Raw genomic sequence first — 18,510 nt, forward strand, 5'->3', positions numbered from 1 at the left:
CGCCTGTTTCTAACGACAACCCAAGTGTTTCCATGCGTTTCCAGAACAAAAAAGTCCTTGTGACGGGTGCGGCCTCGGGCATTGGCCGCGCCACCGCCATCCTGTTCGCCCGCGAAGGCGCGACGGTCACGATTGGCGACATCAACGCACAGGGACTGGCCGAGACGGCGGCCCTGATGGCCACCGCGCCCAAGATCCAGGCCTATAATGCCGCCGATGCCGCCTCTTGCCGTGCACTGGTGGACGTGGCTGCTGCTGACGGTCTGGACGTGCTTTGCAATGTCGCGGGCATCCTCAAATGGGGTTCCAGCCAGACCTTTGCGGTCGAGGATATGGACCTTGTGATGCGCGTGAACGCCACCAGCGTCTTTGCCCTGTGTCAGGCCGCCTTCCCGCACCTGCTGAAATCCAAGGGTAACATCGTCAATACGGCCTCGTCCTCGGGCCTGATCGGCATGCCCTATACGGTCGCCTATTCGGCTTCCAAACATGCCGTCATCGGCATCACCAAGGGGCTAGCCGTCGAGTGGGCCGCGACCGGCGTGCGCGTCAACGGCGTCTGCCCCGGTCAGGTCAACACCCCGATGACGGCCACGGTGCCGCAAGCCGGTGCCAAGGCCGACGACATCGACTTCTCCCTGATGATGCGCGCCGCGCCCAAGCTGGAGAACGGGGCCTGCGAGCCGCAAGACATTGCCGAAGCGATTGCATGGCTGGCCTCAGATGCCGCGCGCAAGGCGACGGGAACCCTGCTCAGCGTCGATGGCGGCCATGTCGCGGGCTAGGCCATAACGCAACTTAACCGTTTGAATTTGAATGATTGCCGTCACACGGCACCAGCAGTTTGGGACAAGGCATAATGGAATTCGCCTTTAACGAAGAACAGCGCATGATCGCCGAAACGGCCAGCGCCTTCTTCACCGAAAATGCCACCAGCGAGCGCACCCGCGCCGCCATGGCCAAGGACGGTATCGACCACGACCTGTGGACCACCTTCTGTCAGGAACTGGGCCTGTCGGGCATCGGCATTCCCGAGGAAGCCGGCGGGGCCGGTCTGGGTCTGGTCGAGATGGCCATTATCGCCGAAGCCGCCGGTGCGCAGGTTGCCGCCCTGCCCATGCTGGGCAGTCTGGTCATGTGCGCGCGTGCCATCGCCTATGGCGGTACCGAGCAGCAGAAGGGCGAACTGTTGCCGGAGCTTTTGTCGGGCGAGCGTATCGCCGCCTATGTCCATGATGCGGCCCTGAGCGCCGATGGCGATGTGTTGACGGCCGCAGACGGCTTTGTCGCCCATGGCGCTTCGGCCGATGTTTTCGTCGTCACCAGCAATAGCGGCGCATGGATCGTCGATTCCAAGGCCGATGGCGTCAGCGTCATCGCCAAGACCACCATGGACCAGACCCGTCCCTATGCGCATGTGACGCTGAACGGAGCCAAGGGCGCGCCTCTGGCCGATGCGATCACCGCCATCAGCCATGCCCACCGCGCCGCCTTTGTCGCCATCGCCGCCGAGGCTCTGGGCGGGGCACAGGCCTGTCTGGACCGCACCGTCTCCTATTCAAAAGAGCGCGTGCAGTTCGGTCGCCAGATCGGCTCGTTCCAGGCCTATAAGCACCGCCTCGCCGATATGATGATCGAGATCGAACAGGCCCGCTCTGCCGTCTATTGGGCCGCCTGTGCTGCCGACGAGGAATCCGACGAGGCCGAACTGGCCATGCATGCCGCCAAGGCCTTTGCCACCGACACCTATTTCCGCTGCGCCGGTGACATGATCCAGTTGCACGGCGGCATCGGCTTTACGTGGGAACACGACGCCCACCTGTTCTTCAAACGCGCCCGCGCCACCCAGACCGCTCTGGGCAACAACAACTGGCACCGCGCCAAAATCGCCGACATGATTCTGGGAGCCGCCGCATGAAGCTCGGTTTTTCTGCCGCTGACGAACTGTTCCGTCAGGAATGCGCCGACTGGCTGAACGGCCAGATGGAGGGCGAGTTCAAGGACATCAGGGGCATCACCTCCCTGACCGACATGCCCGAACGCCGCAAGGAATGGGAACAGCAACTGGCCGCCCATAAGTGGTCCTGCATCGGCTGGCCCGCCAAATGGGGCGGACGAGACGCGACACTGGCCCAGCAGGTCATCTTTGCCGAAGAATATGCCCGCGCCGGTGTGCCGGGGCGTGTGAACCATATCGGTATCGAACTGGCCGGCCCGACCATTCTGGCCTTTGGCACCGAAGAACAGAAGGCGCGTTTCCTGCCCGATATTGCGGCGGGCAAGACCATCTTCTGTCAGGGCTTCTCCGAACCGGGCGCAGGGTCGGACCTCGCCTCGGTCCGCACCAAGGGCCATCTGGAAGGGCCAGAGGGCGCACAGGAATGGGTCGTTAACGGCCAGAAAATCTGGACCAGCCTTGCCCATATCTCCGACTGGATTTTCGTCATCACCCGCACCGAGGAAGGCACGGTTGGCCCTAAAGGCCTCAGCTTCCTGATGATGCCGATCGACCAGCCGGGTATCGAGATTCGCGGCATCCCCCAGATCAATGGCGATGCCGAGTTCAACGAGACCTTCCTGACTGATGCCCGCTGTCCTGCCGACAGCCTGATCGGCCAACCGGGCGAGGGATGGAAGATCGCCATGGGCCTGCTTGCCTTCGAGCGCGGCGTCTCGACGCTGGGCCAGCAGATGTCGTTCCGCAACGAGCTGGACGAGATCATCGAGGCCGCCAAGGCCAATGGCACCGCCCATGATCCGCTGATCCGCCAGCGCATTGCCAAGGCCGAGATCGGTCTTCGCCTGATGCGCTATGGCGCGCTGCGGATGCTGTCGCAGACCGACCATTCGCGCATCGACGGTGCGGCCCTGACCTACAAGATCCAGTGGGCCTCGTGGCGTCGCGGCCTTGGCGAACTGGCCATGGATGTTCTGGGTCAGGCGGGCGAGGTCAATGACCGCGAGGCATATGGCTGGGACACCCTGCCGAACCTGTTCCTCTATTCGCGGGCCGACACGATCTATGGCGGCACCAACCAGATCCAGCGCAACCTGATCGCCGAGCGCGGTCTTGGCCTCCCGCGCGAACCGCGCGGGTAAACCTGCGGGTTTGAACAGCCCCCCATCAGGAGATTTGAAGTGCCTAAATTGATTGTCGTCACGCGCGACGGCACCGAACACGAAGCCGAAATTGCCGGTGGCCAGTCCGTTATGGAGGCCATCCGCCATGCAGGGTTTGACGAGTTGCAGGCTGTATGCGGCGGCGGTTTGAGCTGCGCCACCTGCCATGTCCATGTGGACGAGGCCTATTTCGGGCGTTTCGACGCCCCCAATCAGGACGAGGCCGACCTGCTGGAATGGTCCGAAAATAGCACCGCCTGTTCGCGCCTGTCATGCCAACTGCCCTTCAGCGATGCCGTCAGCGGCCTGAAGGTGACCATCGCGTCCGAAGACTAAGTCCCTGTAGAAAGTATCCCGATGACTATCGAAGAGCGTCTGGCCCGCCTTGAGGCCGAGTCCGAAATCCGCCGCCTGAAGGCCCGCTATTTGAATGCCTGCGACGCCAAACAGGCCGACACGGTACGGGCCTGTTTCACCCTGGATGCCGTCATCGATTTCGAGGGTATGGGCGTGTTCAATGTGGACCAGCTGGTCGGCATCTTCACCGAAATCGCCGTCAACTCGCCCATCAGCGACAGCCACCACGGCCATAATGCCGAGATCGAAATCCTGAGCGCCGACACCGCCAAGGCCATCTGGAATCTGGGCTTCACCACCTATGATCCACGCACCGGCCAGTTCCGTGCCCTGTCGATGTTCTATCATGACGAATATCGCCGTACCGAAGACGGCTGGCGCATTTCCAAAACCAGATCGCTGGCCCGATCCGCTCTGGAAGGCACAGCCATCGAGGGCAAGCTGAGCGCCAACTGGCTGCTGCCCACCGCCTGACCCCCATCACACCCTTTATGGCCGGATCGAGCTATCTGCTTGATCCGGCTTTTTTAATTTCCCACCACGACACAAATCCGTGCAGATGACGGCGTTACCCGCATGCGCCGTAACCCTGTGCGCCACCCGCGCGCGCAAAACAGGCAATCGCGTAGATGTCATCGATCATGCAGCGCAATATGACATATTATTAAATCAGAAACATTGATTTGCGTTTCTGAATGCGGCATTCAAAACGCAAAGACGAAAACGCATAAGCGTTTCGGGAGGGATATCGTGAAATCTAACAAAGCAATTCTGCGTGCCTGGATGCTGGGCGCTGCACCGGCTGCACTGCTCGCCATCGCCACGCCCGCTGCGGCCCAGCAGGTCGACGAAACCCCGCAAGCCGCGACCATGGTTGGCGATGTGGTCGTGACCGCGCGCCGCCGTTCCGAAAACCTGCAGGATGTGCCGATCGCGGTAACGGCTGTGACCGGCGAAGGCCTCGAGGCCCGCGGTTATAGCTCGCTGATCGATATCCAGCAGATGACCCCGAACCTGACCTTCACCCCCGGCACCGGCGGCTCGTCGGGCCAGATGTCGGCCTATGTGCGCGGCGTGGGTGAATACGACTATATCGTCACCTCCGATCCGGCCGTGGCTGTGTTCTTTGACGGCGTCTATCAGGGCCGCCCGTTCGGTGCCCTGACCTCGCTGATGGGGATCGAGCGCGTCGAGGTTCTACGCGGCCCGCAAGGCTCGCTGTTCGGCAAGAACACCATTGGCGGCGCCATCAGCGTCGTAATGAAAAAGCCGACCGGCTCCAACACTGGCGAGGCGGACCTGAAGGTCGGCAGCTATGACTACGCACAGGTGCGCGGTAGCTACGACATGGCCCTGACCGACGACCTGTCCATGTCGGTCTCGGCACTGGGCCGCTGGGGCGACGGCTGGCAGGAGCTGGAAAGCGGCGGCACCAAGGGCAATACCGACCAGATTGCCGGTCGTGCGGCCCTGCGCTGGACCAAGGGCGAGCTTGATGCCGTTCTGAGCGTGGACGGCTATCGCCAGCGCCAGAATGCGGCGGCGAACAGCATGATCGCCTTCCAGCCGGTCTTCTTCTCGGACATGTATTCGCAGTTCGTAGAGCCGTGCTGCACCGTCCATAAGGACATCGACAAGACCGATGTCACGCCGATGCTGAACATCGACAATGCCGATGCCGGTTCGGCCACCCTGACGCTCGACTTCCCCGCCTTTGGGGGTGACATGAAGTCGATCTCGGCAGCCCGCTATAGCCGCGTGGCCTTTGCCCGTGACGGCGATGCCTCGGTGACCAACTATTCGGGCGACCGTCAGGACATTACCAGCCGCCAGTTCTCGCAGGAATTCCAGCTGTCGAACGAACTGTTCGACGGCAAGGTGACCACTCTGGCCGGTCTTTACCTGTATCACGAACGTTCGCGCCAGAAGACCACGCTGGTCACCGCATGGGGCCTGTATCCCAAGCTGATCGAAGCCGGTTTCGATCCGGCCATGGCCGAGGCTCTGGACTTCAACGTCGCCTTTGACCAGACTCAGGAAACCGACAACATCGCCCTGTTCGGTAACGCCACCTATCGCGCGACCGAGCGCCTGTCGTTCGATGTCGGTGCCCGTTACACCCACGAAGAGAAAACCTTCGACCAATCGGCCACGCGCATCTTTGCCAAGGTGCCGCTGATCCCCGGCGTGCCCAGCTATACTCTGGACGAAACCTGGTCGAACTTCTCGCCCAAGGTCAGCGCCAATTACGAGTTCAATGACGAGGTGCGCGGTTACGCCATCATCTCGCAGGGCTTCCGTTCCGGTGGCTTCAACGGTCGTCCGACCTCGGAAGCCGAGATCGGCAGCTTCGATCCGGAAATCCTGACCAGCTATGAAATCGGCCTGAAGAACGATCTGCTGGATCGTCGTCTGCGCCTGAACCTGAGCGCCTTCTACAACCAGTATCAGGACATGCAGGTCGTCGTATCCTACCCGATCATGGGTGGCGTTGTGGCCCGCACCGAAAATGCCGGTAAGGCCCGCATCTGGGGTATCGAGGCCGAAGGCCGCTTTATCGCCAATGACTGGCTGAGCTTCGAAGGCGCGCTTGGTTATCTGAACGCCGCCTACGAGGAATATTTCAGCCAGGACCCGTCCGGTAACATCCTCGACTACAGCCACCTGAAGCTGAAACACACACCGCCGTGGACCGCCAGCCTCGGTGCCGTTGTGAACCGCCGTATCGGCCAGTTCGACACCACCTTCCGCGTCGATGCCGCCTATATGGACGAGCAGTACAGCGACACCCAGAACCAGCCGCTGCTGAAGGGTGAAGCCCATACCCTGCTGAATGCCAGCGTGAACTTCCGTGCGGATAACGGCCTGTCCTTCGGCATCGAAGGCCAGAACCTGACCGACGAGCGCGTCATCAAGGAAGGCTATGACGGGGCCGCCTTCTTCGGCTTCACCGAGGCCTATTACAATCCGCCGCGCCGCATCTACGCGACCGTCCGGTACGCCTTCTAACCCCCTCCTCTCGACTTCAGGCTGCGGACCCAGTGTCCGCAGCCTTTTTTTCTGTTCAGGATCTTCCAATGACGAATGATTTTCCCGAAGGGGTAGCGATTATCTATGGCGGTAGCGGCGGTATCGGTCGCGGCGTTGCCATGTCATTTGCCCGCGCAGGCACGCCCGTTGCGATCGGCTACAACTCCAAACAGGATGTGGCCGAGCAAACCGCCGAGGCCATCCGTGCGCTGGGCGTGACCGCCACAATCCACAAATGCGATGTGCGCGACGCCGATCAGGTCCGCACCATGACCGCACAGGTCATCGAGGCCCATGGCCGTGTGCACACCATGGTCTGGGGCGCAGGTCCGGTTGTGCCGCAGCGTCCGATTGCCGAATGGAGCGACGAGCAGTTCCGCGCCTCCATCGAGATCGAAGCCTTCGGCTTCCACCATGCGGTACGCGCCCTGATCCCGCACATGCGCGAGAAGGGTGGCGGCTCGTTCGTGCATCTTGGCTCGGCGGGCCATGACTGGTTCCCGCATCTGGACGGCCTGTCGGTGGCCCCCAAGGCCTGTAATGAGGCCCTGATCAAGGGCATCGCCAAGGAAGAGGGCGTCAACGAAATCCGCGCCAATACGGTGCTGGTCGGTGTGATCGATGCCGGCCAGTTCAAGGTCGGTCAGGAAGCCGGCTATTTCGACGAGGCTTGGGAAACCGAGGTCAAGAAACTGCTGCCGATCAAGCGCTGGGGTGCCTCGGACGATATCGGCAATGCCGCCGTCTTCCTCGCCTCGAACCGCGCCAACTACATCACCGGACAGGTGATCTCGGTGGCGGGTGGTTTCGGCGTCTAACGCCTTTCTCCCCGAAAGCATAAAGGCCGCCGGAGCGATCCAGCGGCCTTTTTGTTTGTCGGTATGTCCGAGGTTTAAACGTAGTCCGTATAGCCCCGCGCATCGTCACCTTGGCCAGTATAGATCGTCGCGCGATCCGGCCGTGCCAGAGGCTCGCCGCGCTTCAGCGCGCCGACCAGATCGGGGTTGGCAATGAATCCGCGACCAAACGAGACGGCATCGGCTGTGGCGTTCTCCAGACGCTGGATATTGTCTTCGACGCCACGGCTGTTGTTGAGGATCAGCGGCCCCGTCCAGTTCGCCTTGACCAGAGCCAGTGCATCCAGACCTTCCTGCGGCAGGTCGATCAGGTGCAGATAGGCCAAGCCTGTACCGTCCACGGCCTTCAGCAGTGTCTCATAGGTTTGCGCAGGGTTGGCATCGGCCATACCGTTCAGCGTCACGCCCGGACAGATGCGAAAGCCCACACGATCCGCACCGATGGCTTCCGACAGGGCTGCCAAGGTTTCCACCACGAAGCGCACGCGGTTCTCGGCACTGCCGCCATATTGGTCAGTACGCTGGTTCGAGTTGGACGACAGGAACTGCATCGGCAGATAGCCACTGGCGCAGTGGAACTCGACACCGTCCATACCGGCCTCGATGGCACAGCGGGCGGCGTGGACATAGTCGGCGACCACACCGGCAATCTCGTTCGTTTCCAGCGCCGTGGGGACCACACAATCCTGCGGCACGCCATCGGGACCGGGGATCTTGTCAGGACACTGGATCGCGGACGGGGCAATGGTATCGGCGTCCATGTCCTTGTTGGCAGCGACAGCCGCACGGCCCACATGCATCAACTGCATGACGATCTTACCGCCCTCGGCATGAACGGCCTCGGCGACCTTGGCCCACCCTTGCGTCTGTTGCGGCGTATGGATGCCGGGGGTGCGCCAATAGCCCTTGCCCGCCGCCGAGGGCTGGGTGCCCTCGGTAATAATGAGGCCCGCCGTGGCGCGCTGGCGGTAATAGTCCACCATCACATCGGTCGGCACATCGCCCGCCCCCGCGCGGTCGCGGGTCATGGGGGCCATAACGATGCTGTTGGACAGGGCAATCGCGCCCAGTTTCACAGGTTCAAACAGTCCGGCCAAAATCGGCTCCTAGCGTACACGCGGACGCGGCAAGGGGTGATCCTTGCGCATCGCATCAATGAAACCGTCGATGGGCGCAGGCTCTGAAACCGGCGCATCATGGGCCTTGCCCGCCCGCTCCCAGAACGCCTGCCATGACGGGAACAGGTCATGGAAGCTGCCCTCATAGGGCGGCTGGCCGGGCCAGCGCATCTTGCGGCTGCCAATCGGCGGCTTGTTCAGATCGGTGGCATACCAGTACAGCGGCAGGCGGCGCTGGAAATACCAGCGGCCGTCGATGCGGGTGTATCGGTCGAAATACATCATCTGCATGATGACCCATTCCGCGCCCGTCTCGTGCTCGTTCTTGGAATAGACGACGCCCTGCGCGTTATTCTCGTCGATGAACTCGATGACGTGGCCGCCAATGTGGTGCGAGGTGCCATCGAACTGCTGGCCCATGGTTTCGTCGAACCAGTCGCGCAGCGCCTTGCGCCCCGACTTGCCGCCGCCGACCTGCACATCTTCAGGGAACAGGCTGACCCACGCATCGGAATCGCGCATGTCCAGCGCAAGGCTGTATTTGGCCGGTAGCTGGCGGATCGCATCCAGCGATTCCAGCCGGTCGATACGACGCAGTAGATCGGTATTATCCGTCATCTCTCAATCCGCCACTTCTCGAAGAGCATTACGCAGAACCTTGCCCGCAGCATTGCGCGGCAGGTCCGACACGATCACCACCTTGCGCGGCACCTTGTAGTTGGCCATGGCCTCGCGGGCCCACGCAATCACCTCGGCTGGGTCCAGTTCGACACCGGCGCGCGGGATGACAAAGGCCTTGCCGACCTCGCCCATCCGTTCGTCATCCATGCCGACAACCGCCGCCACCTCGATACCCGGATGGTCGTTCAGCAGCTTTTCGATCTCGGCCGGATAACAGTTGAAGCCGCCCGAAATGTACATGTCCTTCATCCGGTCGGTGATGAACATATAGCCGTTGGCGTCGATGCGGCCGATGTCGCCCGTTCGCAACCAGCCGTCAGGGGTGATCGTCTCGGCGGTGGCCTCGGGATCGTCCAGATAGCCCCGCATCACACCATAGCCGCGCACCCAGAACTCGCCCGACTGGTCGGGGCCGAGAGGGTTACCGTTTTCGTCGGCACAGACCACCTCGACATCGGGCAAGGGCGTGCCGATGGAGGCCGAAATCTGGTCCACCGAGGCCTCGGCGGGGGTCATGCAGACACAGCCATGTTCGGTCATGCCATAGCCGTTGACCACGCGCTCCATGCCCAGTTCGTTCTTCATGCGATAGATCAGCGACGGCGGCACAGGCGCGGCACCGGTCACGGCCACGCGCAACGAAGAGAAGTCACGGCTGGCCTTTTCCTGCTCGATCAGCAGCATCTGGTAGATGGTCGGCGCACCGGGGATGAAGTTCACCTTCTCGCGCTCGATCATGTCGGCCAGCTTGGCCGCATCGAACACCGGCATGGGCAGGATGGTCGCCCCGCGCACCAGACAGGCCACCCAGCCCGCCTTGTAGCCAAAGGTGTGGAAGAACGGATTGACGATCAGGAAGCGGTCGCCTTCGCGCACATCGACCCGCTCGCCCCAGTCATAAAACATCTTCACCACCGCACCGTGAACCGACAGCACGCCCTTGGGCGCGCCGGTCGTGCCGGAGGTGAACATGATGTCGCTGATCGTCTCGCCCGTAACCTGTGCCAACAGGCCATCCAGACGATCATCGCCCGCGCCCTGCCCTTCATTCAAAAAGGCCTGCCAGTGGTCCCCTTCCATCAGGACGGTGTGGGCCAGATCGGGCGTATCCTCGTCTTTCAACAAGGCGGGATAGTCGCAGCCCAGAAATTCTTTAACGGTGAACAGGACACTGACCTTGGCGCGGCGCAGGATATCGCCCGCCTCGCGGCCCTTCAGGCGCGTGTTCAGCGGCACAATCGCCGCACCGCAAATCTGTGCGCCCAGCGTGGCCACGATCCATTCGCGGCAGTTCGGGGCCCAGATCGCCACGCGGCTTTGCGGACCCACGCCCTTGGCCAGACAGCTTGATGCCACCGCCCGCGCCTCGGCCCAGAGCTGGTTATAGGACACCGTGGTGCCGTTCTCGATCAGGGCAGGTTTGTCGCCCCAGCGGGCCGCCGCAGCCTGCGCGGCATGGGGAATGGTGCGTGCAAGCAGGGTCATAGGGTCTGGCCCCTCAAACCACGTACAGCCTTGGAAGACTGCCCGCCCTGCGTCCGCCTATGACAGATGGTCATAACCCCTACCCATTCTATCCACTCATGACCCTTACGGTCTTTGATATACGCATATTTTGAATTTAAGGCACTCACAACCACGTTTTGCGTAGATCAATGCACAAATGATGGCGCGAACAATGAGTTGACCCGCATCACCTACAGACCCCCCCGATAAAATACGGCCCGACATCCGAAGATGCCGGGCCAAAGTCGAGAGGCTTCGAGGAGACAGTTACGCAGGCATCAGAAACGCATGCGCAGAGAGACACCGATTTCACGCGGCGGATTGACCACAACATTCCGGTAGCCAGAGTCCAGCGATGGACCTGCCGAGAAGCTGTAATCGGGGTTCAGGATGTTGGTCTGTTTGACGTGGATGCTGTCGCTGGCCGAACGGACGACAGCCTTGTCGAACAGGTTCTTGGCAAAGAGCGCCAACTCCCAGCCGCTGTCACCGCGCAGACCCACAAACAGGTTCACATTGGTGAAGGCTTCATAGCTGTAGTCGATTATATCGGAATCGAACGACACAGCGTGCTGGAACAGGCCGCGCACAAACGGCTCGACCGAGCCAATCGGATTGAAGCGGTATTCGCTCGAACCCGACAGTTGCAGCGGGGCGTTGTCGCCCATCTTGCCATCGACATTACAGAAGGACGCCTGCTGGCCGACCGGCACGAAGATGTCGCCATTGCCGTCCAACTGGTTGCACGGGATGCTGGCATTATCGAACTTGGCATCCGAATAGCTGGCCGAGATCGAGAAGTCCCACTGCGGCAGCGGCTTGCCCCACAGGGTCGTCTCGACACCCTTCACCACGGCATCGGCATTATAGTTCACCTTCAGCACGCTATCGATCACGCCATTACGACCGCTGGCCATGCGGATCATGCCGGGGGTGCGACCGATATAGTTCTCGAATACCTGATAGAAGGCATTGGCGGTAAAGCTGTAGCGACGATCAAGGAAGGTGCCCTTCACGCCGAACTCGATGGCATCCGACGTCTCGTCCTGGGTCACGACCAGACGGTTTTCCAGCGGGGCGGTGTTACCGACAGCCGCCACACCAGGGCGGAACGAACGGCCATACGAGGCATAGCCGCTGATATCGTCCGTGAAGCGGTAAACCACACTGGCCCCGCCTGTGGTCGCCCCGACCGATTTGCGGGCCTGATCGAACGGCAGGGTGGCCAGCTGGTCCAGAACAATGGTTCCACCCGCATTCACCGTCAGCACGCTCTGTGCATAGAGGTTGTAATAGGCATAGCGCAGACCGGCATTCACCTGCAGGCGGTCATTGATGTCATAGACCACACTACCGAACACATACTTGCTGGCCACATCGTTCGGTGTGGCGATCTCCACATTGACGGGGCTGAGCATATAGTTCGGGAAGGTCGAGGTGACATTGCCCTGACCGTCGCTAAAGCCGCTGATCAGATAGTCCGTGCGCTGGTAAACCATGGCCGGATTCTGCTTCTGGCTGCCGTAACCGGCCCCCATCTGGAAGTTGAACGGACCGGCCAGATCGGAGGCAAAGCGCAACTCGACAGACTTGCCGTCGGTCGGTGCCTGAACAATCTGCATCTCGTCATAGTTCGGCACGGCATTGCCGCTGTCAAAGTCGAGGCGCTGGTCCAGATAGCCATCGGTCAGACTACCGGCCAGAGACAGGGTGCCGAACGGCAGGGCCCAGTCGGCCGAGAAGGTCAGCAGATCGACCTCGCGCCCGAAGGTCGAGGGGCCGTCCGATACGGCGATACGATCCGACACACCGGCCACAGGACCGTTGCGCACCATGGAATAATCGGGCGCAGGGCCGTTCGGCAGCAGATTGCCCTTGCCGATCACCTGTAGATACTGGCGCTGGAAGGTTTCGAGGTGCTGGAAGCTGAGGTTCAGTTCCAGAGTGTCGGTCGGACGGGCCTGAAGGCTGAGGCGATAGCTGCGGGCCTCGCCATAGGCATCGTCATCGCGGGTGACGTTGCGGACGAAATTGACGTTGTTGCGGTCATCGACAAAGGCCAGACGCACCCCGAGACGGTCGGTCACCAGAGGCAGCGATACGGCACCTTGAATATTATGCGCGCTGTGCTCGGTGGCCGTGGCCTGAACATAGCCCTCGATACGGGTCAGGTCCGGCTTGCGGGTGGTCATGGTGATCGCGCCTGCCGGTGCCGTGCGACCGCGCAAAATCCCCTGCGGGCCGCGCAGGATCTCGACCTGCCCCAGATCATACATCGCCGCAAACACCAGCTGCGGATCGACCGCGGCCTCGTTCATATAGACGTCTACCGAGGGCTGGGTGCCGGAGTCGGGATCATAGACAATGCCGCGCAGCGATGCGGTGTTGGAGCGACCGTCGCGGTTGCTCATCTCCAGACCGGGGCTCAGTTGCTGCACATCCTTGACGTCAAGGATGGTGAGCTGTTCGAGCTTGTCGCCCGTGGCCACATCGACGGCGATCGGCACGTCTTTAAGCAGACGGTTGCTGCGGGTGGCGGTCACCACAACATCGGCAACCGTAGAGGCATCCTGATCCGATGGTGTTGTTTGCGCCTGAGCCGCTACCGGCAGGGCTGCCAGCAAAACCGCACCTGCCGAACCGGCCAGCCAAGCTCTCTTTGAATCATGAATCTTTTGCACATCACCCTCCCCTGATGAATGGCTTTCATGTCTTGGCAAAAACCGCAGACGCGCCTGTGTTTGTTCTGCGTTTTGAATATTTTATGCTTCAGACATAGGTCATTACCCCGCACCTTCCCCAAGGCGCGGGCTTATGGCGCATGAAAGAGCCGGGGTTCTGAAAAACCCCGGACTCCCCGCTAACTATGAAGATTTAGGCGGCGTCTTCGCGGACGGTCGGCATACCCGTAATCTTGTAAACCCCGTTGGCCCGTTGCTGGAACGATTCAGCTTCGGCGCGGGGGTTATAGAACTGCTGGTACCAGGTCTTGACCTTGGCATAGGCTCCGTCACCCGGCACAGCCAGAGGCGTGATGCAGGGCGCCTTGTTCATCCAGATATCGAAGTCTTGCGCGAACGCGGCCAGACTACCGGCCTGATATTCAATCTGCACAGCCTTGTCCGAAGGCTCTGCCACCGGCTTGCCGGAGTTGATCATCAGGGCGTGCCAAGCCCGCGTGCGGCCATCGTCTACCGGCGTGTGGCAGATGAACATGACCGAGTTACCTTCATTGAAGGTCGAGATCAGAATGCCCGGTCCAGTGTACCATGTGTCGGTTTCCAGCATGACGCCGACTTCCAGCGCACGGTGGTAGCCACCCTGACGCTGGCGCGCGACCACGCCGTCAAACTCGTTATGGAAATACTCGCACGGACCGCCATGCGTCGGGCCGAGGTGGGCCACATCGCAGATATTGTCGATGATTTCCTTGGGGTGGCACGGCAGTTCACCCAGATGGTCCAGATCCCAGCGCACAAAGGCGGGATCATCCCACTGCGGAATGACCGGCAGATCGAAATCGGGCTCGCCGCCCTCGGCATCGTGCCAGGCGAATACGCAGCCGTATTTTTCCTCGACCTTCCAGGTGCGGATCTTGGCCGCGGCCGGAATCGGGGCCTTGGAATAGGGAATCTCGTTGCATTTGCCGTCGGGGCCGAAACGCCATGCGTGATAGGGGCAACGGATATTGTCGCCCTCTACATGGACGCGGTCGCGCACCACATACGAACTGTCATTCTTGGCCAGATGCGTTCCCATGTGCGGGCAGAAGGCGGCCACCATAAACACGCGGCCACTCTCGCCGCGATACAGCACCAGCTCTTCACCGAAGTAGCGAACCGCCATCGGCTTGTTCGTGACTTCCTTGCCCTCTGCAACCAGAAACCATCCGCGCGGATAGGTAAAAGGCCCCAGCCCGTAATCTTGTGTTCCCGCCATGACTCACTCCCACGTCCAACGGTCATACGAACTACACTCTATGCGCCTGAAAGCGCAAAACCTGTTCTAGAGCAGGTGCAATTGTGTGATCGCGTATATTACTGTTATATCCAGTACGCAGATTGTCAATTCATACTTGGCGACGTCGCCTTGGCGCGACAATCACAGCAAGCCTGAAATAACCCTACATTTTTAAAGGCCAATCGCAATCCTGCCGTTTTCCAACCATGGAAAATGCATTCTGTGCGGATAATTTCGAGACAGCCCGGCGGTCACATTTGCGTATGATCCAGCCTCGGAACTACGCACCCCGCCGTAACGCGCATGAAAAAGGCCGCTGCGAAAACACAGCGGCCTGAACATTTTCAACCTATTCGGCAGGTCCGGTAATGCGGGCCAGACGCGCATCATATTTGGGTGCGCCTATCGACCATGACACCTCAACGTCCTGCACGCCCTCCAGCGTTCTGATCTTGCGCCGGATCAACTGGTCGGCGGCTTCGACGGAGGTAATCAGGGCCGTGGCCAACAGGCTGTAGCGCCCCATCATCAGAACCACCGAACCGATTTCGGGCATGTCCGACAGGGCCTTGGCCAAGGCTTGAACATGCGACGGATTGGCCTTGATTCCCATCATCACCAGATTGGGCGAACCCGCCATCCGGTAATCGGTCACGACCGTAAACTGGATCATCCGGCTGTTTTGCAGGCGCCGCAGACGCGTGCGGATCGTGCCTTCCGTTACACCCAGCTCGCTCGCCACCTGACGGTTCGAGACACGGGCATCACGGCTGAAAGTCTCGATGATGCGATGATCAAGTTCGTCCAGAGCAGGCTTGGTCATAGCGGGGCCACGTTGAATTCGAATTTCACGACATCATAGACGACACCGGCATCCAGATCGGAAATCCCCTGGATATTCCCCACATGCTCGGTCAGCAGCACGGCGATCTCGTCAAACGATCTCAGCGCCACCAGCAGTTCCATATCAAAACGGCCCGTGACCATATTGATCGAGAACACCTCGGGCAGGGCCGCCAGTTCGGTCGCCACGGCGTCCACATCACGGCCCGTCACCTTGACCCCGACCGCCAGCAGTATCTCGAAGCCGTGGGCCGCGAAATCCGATACCGCCACCACCTTCATGGCCCGGCTTTCCTCAAGACGCTTGATACGGCTTGAAACCGTTGCAGCCGTTACGCCCAAACGCTCGGCAATCTCGAGATTGGTTGCACGACCGTTCTCGCGCAAAATATCAATGATGCCCGTCTCGAGCTCATCGAGTGTGGGGACAGCACCATCATTGCTTTCGCGAATCTGCATCCTACTCCGCCGGGTAACCTGTTTTCCACTAGCGTTCATAAAGCGTTCTTTGCGAAATTACGATCATGATCCGGTCCGCTAAAACAACAGACCGGATTTGCGGTATCCACCCGTCAGGAAAAGTCACGCTCGCCCCCGATCATGCGTGCACCGCACGCGCCATTAACATTCATATTCGTTTTTTAGATCAATCTTTTTACGCAAAAACACAAAATAATAGCACTCGCACGCCCTGTTGGCGCATTTTAGCCATTTACAGAACATCGGTTTCATAGCTTCATCTCCATACCGGCCCATCAAGAGGCGGGGGAGGAAACCATGACCAATACGACAGCAGGGGCGCGGTGCGCCTTCGAGCCCACAGACAAACGCTCGGCCTATATCGTCCTGACCATTCTGGTCACGATCGGGCTTTGCGCGATTGTTGCAGGCGTTCTGAACACCGCTCAGGCCAAGCCGGCGCTTCAGCCCTATGCCGAGGTTTCGGCCGACCGCATCATAACGACGGCAACCCACAGGGCCTGAACGCCGTCAGACCCATAAAGATTCAAGCCGGAGGATGATCGCTCATCCTCCGGCTTTTTATATGTCTCAGGCAGTTTCCCGGGCCTTCAACATATCCAGTGCCACATCGACAATCATGTCTTCCTGACCACCGACCATGCGGCGGCGACCCAGTTCGACAAGAATGTCCTTGGTGGAAAGTCCGTAATCCTCGGCGGCCTTTTCGGCGTGGCGCAGGAAGGACGAATAGACCCCTGCATAGCCAAGGCTCAGCGTCTCGCGGTCCACGCGGACCGGACGGTCCTGCATCGGGCGCACAATGTCCTCGGCGGCGTCGATCAGGGCGCTGACATCGCAACCGTGGTTCCAGCCCTTGCGGTCGGCGGCGGCGATGAAGACTTCCAGCGGCGCATTGCCTGCCCCTGCCCCCATGCCCGTCAGGCTGGCATCAATACGCACAGCGCCGCACTGGGCCGCGACGATCGAGTTGGCCACACCCAGAGACAGGTTGTGGTGGGCGTGCATACCGCGCTCGGTTTCCGGCTTGAGGACGCGGTCATAGGCTTCAAAGCGGGCCTTGACGCCATCCATGTCCAGCGCGCCGCCACTGTCGGTCACATAGACGCACTGTGCGCCATAGGATTCCATCAGCAGAGCCTGTTGCGCCAGCGCATCCGGCTCGATCATGTGGCTCATCATCAGGAAGCCGGACACGTCCATACCCAAATCACGCGCCATGCCGATATGCTGCTTGGACACGTCGGCCTCAGTGCAGTGGGTGGCCACGCGCACCGAGCGCACCCCCAGATCATAGGCGCGTTTCAGTTCTTCGACCGTGCCGACACCCGGCAGGATCAGGGTGGTCAGCACCGACTGTTCCAGCACCTCGGCCACCGCTTCCAGCCATTCCCAGTCGGTATGCGCGCCAAAGCCATAGTTGAAACTGGCCCCCGACAGGCCGTCACCATGGGCGACCTCGATGGCGTGAACACCCGCGCGATCCAGTGCGCGGGCAATGTCGCGTACCTGATCCAGACCATACATGTGACGGATGGCGTGCATGCCGTCGCGCAGGGTCACGTCCTGAATATACAGACGGTCTTTGTTGACGTCGAAGCCCATTATGCGGCCTCCTTCTCTTGGCGGCGGGCGGCCAGAAGCTCGCCCGTGGCCTTGGCCGCTGCGGTCATGATGTCGAGATTGCCGGCATAGGGCGGCAGATAGTCGCCCGCGCCTTCGACCTCGAGGAAGATCGAGGTCTTGAGGCCGGTGAACTGGCCACGGCCCGGAATGGTCAGCGGGTTGTTGTCGCCAAAGCGTTCAAACTGCACCTGCTGTTTCAGGCGGTAGCCGGGCACATAGGCGCTGACCTTGGCGACCATGGCCTCAACCGAGGCGCGGATGGTTTCCTCGTCAGCACCGTCCGACAGAGTAAAGACCGTGTCGCGCATAATCATCGGCGGCTCGGCAGGGTTCAGGATGATGATGGCCTTGCCCTGCTCGGCACCGCCGACCTTCTCAATCGCGCGGGCGGTCGTGCGGGTGAACTCGTCAATATTGGCGCGGGTGCCCGGACCAGCGGAGCGCGACGAGACCGAGGCGATGATCTCGGCATAGCGCACATTGGAAACCTGACTGACAGCGGCCACCATCGGAATGGTCGCCTGACCACCGCAGGTGACCATGTTGACGTTACCGCTATCGAGGTTCTCGTCACCGTTCACCGCAGGCACCACAAACGGGCCAATCGCGGCGGGCGTCAGATCGACCACCAGCTTGCCGTCGGCCCGCAGGCGCGCATCGTGGTCCTTGTGGGCATAGGCCGAGGTGGCATCGAACACGACACCGATCTCGGCATACACATCGGATGCGACCAGACCGTCCAGACCCTCATGCGTGGCGAACACGCCGTGGGCGCGGGCGCGGGCCAGACCTTCCGATGCCGGATCGACCCCGACCACAGCGGCCAGTTCCAGATTCTTCGGATAGCGGATCAGCTTTTCCATCAGATCCGTGCCGATATTGCCCGATCCGATGATCGCGCACTTAATCTTGCTCATAACTATCCCCTTACT

The 18,510-nt window shown here is 60.9% G+C and carries 17 protein-coding genes; 8 read left to right on the forward strand and 9 right to left on the reverse strand.

All coding sequences use genetic code 11. The annotated features are described in order from the left end of the window. The first annotated feature begins 32 nt into the window (after positions 1–32). The 7 genes from FHS64_RS00570 (at position 33) to FHS64_RS00600 (ending at position 7,325) form a co-directional block, all read left to right on the forward strand. Positions 33–785, forward strand: coding sequence for an SDR family NAD(P)-dependent oxidoreductase (locus tag FHS64_RS00570; protein ID WP_167174140.1), 753 nt, complete (start codon positions 33–35; stop codon positions 783–785). 74 nt (positions 786–859) lie between these two features. Beyond that, a complete protein-coding gene (locus FHS64_RS00575; RefSeq protein ID WP_167174143.1) occupies positions 860–1,918 on the forward strand; it encodes an acyl-CoA dehydrogenase family protein in 1,059 nt (352 codons plus the stop codon). Continuing rightward, entirely contained in the window at positions 1,915–3,099 is a 1,185-nt protein-coding gene (locus tag FHS64_RS00580; RefSeq protein WP_167174146.1) for an acyl-CoA dehydrogenase family protein, read from the forward strand. The genes FHS64_RS00575 and FHS64_RS00580 overlap by 4 nt, the downstream gene beginning before the upstream one ends. Positions 3,100–3,138: 39 nt before the next feature. Continuing rightward, a complete protein-coding gene (locus FHS64_RS00585; RefSeq protein ID WP_167174149.1) occupies positions 3,139–3,456 on the forward strand; it encodes a 2Fe-2S iron-sulfur cluster-binding protein in 318 nt (105 codons plus the stop codon). A 21-nt stretch (positions 3,457–3,477) separates the two neighbouring features. Then, positions 3,478–3,951 carry a nuclear transport factor 2 family protein gene (locus tag FHS64_RS00590; RefSeq protein ID WP_167174152.1) on the forward strand — a complete coding sequence of 158 codons (474 nt, stop codon included), beginning with the start codon at positions 3,478–3,480 and terminating at the stop codon, positions 3,949–3,951. A gap of 276 nt (positions 3,952–4,227) precedes the next feature. Then, positions 4,228–6,486, forward strand: coding sequence for a TonB-dependent receptor domain-containing protein (locus FHS64_RS00595; protein WP_167174155.1), 2,259 nt, complete (start codon positions 4,228–4,230; stop codon positions 6,484–6,486). A 68-nt stretch (positions 6,487–6,554) separates the two neighbouring features. Beyond that, entirely contained in the window at positions 6,555–7,325 is a 771-nt protein-coding gene (locus FHS64_RS00600) for an SDR family NAD(P)-dependent oxidoreductase (RefSeq protein WP_167174158.1), read from the forward strand. 74 nt (positions 7,326–7,399) lie between these two features. Here FHS64_RS00600 and FHS64_RS00605 read toward each other — a convergent pair whose 3' ends face one another. From FHS64_RS00605 to FHS64_RS00635, 7 genes are all read right to left on the reverse strand, one after another. After that, a complete protein-coding gene (locus FHS64_RS00605; RefSeq protein WP_167174160.1) occupies positions 7,400–8,461 on the reverse strand; it encodes an alkene reductase in 1,062 nt (353 codons plus the stop codon). Positions 8,462–8,470: 9 nt separating this feature from the next. After that, complete coding sequence (locus FHS64_RS00610; protein WP_167174163.1) at positions 8,471–9,100, reverse strand: nuclear transport factor 2 family protein; 630 nt, start codon at positions 9,098–9,100, stop codon at positions 8,471–8,473. A gap of 3 nt (positions 9,101–9,103) precedes the next feature. Further along, positions 9,104–10,648: an AMP-binding protein gene (locus FHS64_RS00615; protein ID WP_167174166.1), complete on the reverse strand. Its 1,545-nt coding sequence runs from the start codon at positions 10,646–10,648 to the stop codon at positions 9,104–9,106. Positions 10,649–10,947: 299 nt separating this feature from the next. Further along, positions 10,948–13,350 carry a TonB-dependent receptor domain-containing protein gene (locus FHS64_RS00620; protein ID WP_167174169.1) on the reverse strand — a complete coding sequence of 801 codons (2,403 nt, stop codon included), beginning with the start codon at positions 13,348–13,350 and terminating at the stop codon, positions 10,948–10,950. Between the two features lie 193 nt (positions 13,351–13,543). Then, positions 13,544–14,608, reverse strand: coding sequence for an aromatic ring-hydroxylating dioxygenase subunit alpha (locus FHS64_RS00625; RefSeq protein WP_167174172.1), 1,065 nt, complete (start codon positions 14,606–14,608; stop codon positions 13,544–13,546). Positions 14,609–14,978: 370 nt separating this feature from the next. Beyond that, complete coding sequence (locus FHS64_RS00630; RefSeq protein WP_167174175.1) at positions 14,979–15,452, reverse strand: Lrp/AsnC family transcriptional regulator; 474 nt, start codon at positions 15,450–15,452, stop codon at positions 14,979–14,981. Continuing rightward, positions 15,449–15,931 carry an Lrp/AsnC family transcriptional regulator gene (locus tag FHS64_RS00635; protein ID WP_167174178.1) on the reverse strand — a complete coding sequence of 161 codons (483 nt, stop codon included), beginning with the start codon at positions 15,929–15,931 and terminating at the stop codon, positions 15,449–15,451. The genes FHS64_RS00630 and FHS64_RS00635 overlap by 4 nt, the downstream gene beginning before the upstream one ends. A 318-nt stretch (positions 15,932–16,249) precedes the next feature. On the opposite strand from FHS64_RS00635, the gene FHS64_RS00640 reads away from it, so the two are divergent. Then, on the forward strand, positions 16,250–16,456 hold the full coding sequence (locus FHS64_RS00640) for a hypothetical protein (RefSeq protein ID WP_167174181.1): 207 nt from the start codon (positions 16,250–16,252) through the stop codon (positions 16,454–16,456). Between the two features lie 66 nt (positions 16,457–16,522). Here the strand turns inward: FHS64_RS00640 and dmpG are convergent, their stop codons facing one another. Together dmpG and FHS64_RS00650 are read right to left on the reverse strand one after the other, a co-directional pair. Further along, positions 16,523–17,557, reverse strand: coding sequence for a 4-hydroxy-2-oxovalerate aldolase (gene dmpG, locus FHS64_RS00645; RefSeq protein WP_167174184.1), 1,035 nt, complete (start codon positions 17,555–17,557; stop codon positions 16,523–16,525). Next, on the reverse strand, positions 17,557–18,495 hold the full coding sequence (locus FHS64_RS00650; protein WP_167174187.1) for an acetaldehyde dehydrogenase (acetylating): 939 nt from the start codon (positions 18,493–18,495) through the stop codon (positions 17,557–17,559). Before FHS64_RS00650 ends, dmpG begins: the two co-directional genes overlap by 1 nt. Positions 18,496–18,510 lie beyond the last annotated feature (15 nt).

Source organism: Brevundimonas terrae (assembly GCF_011761985.1).
GTDB classification, from domain to species: Bacteria; Pseudomonadota; Alphaproteobacteria; order Caulobacterales; family Caulobacteraceae; genus Brevundimonas; species Brevundimonas terrae.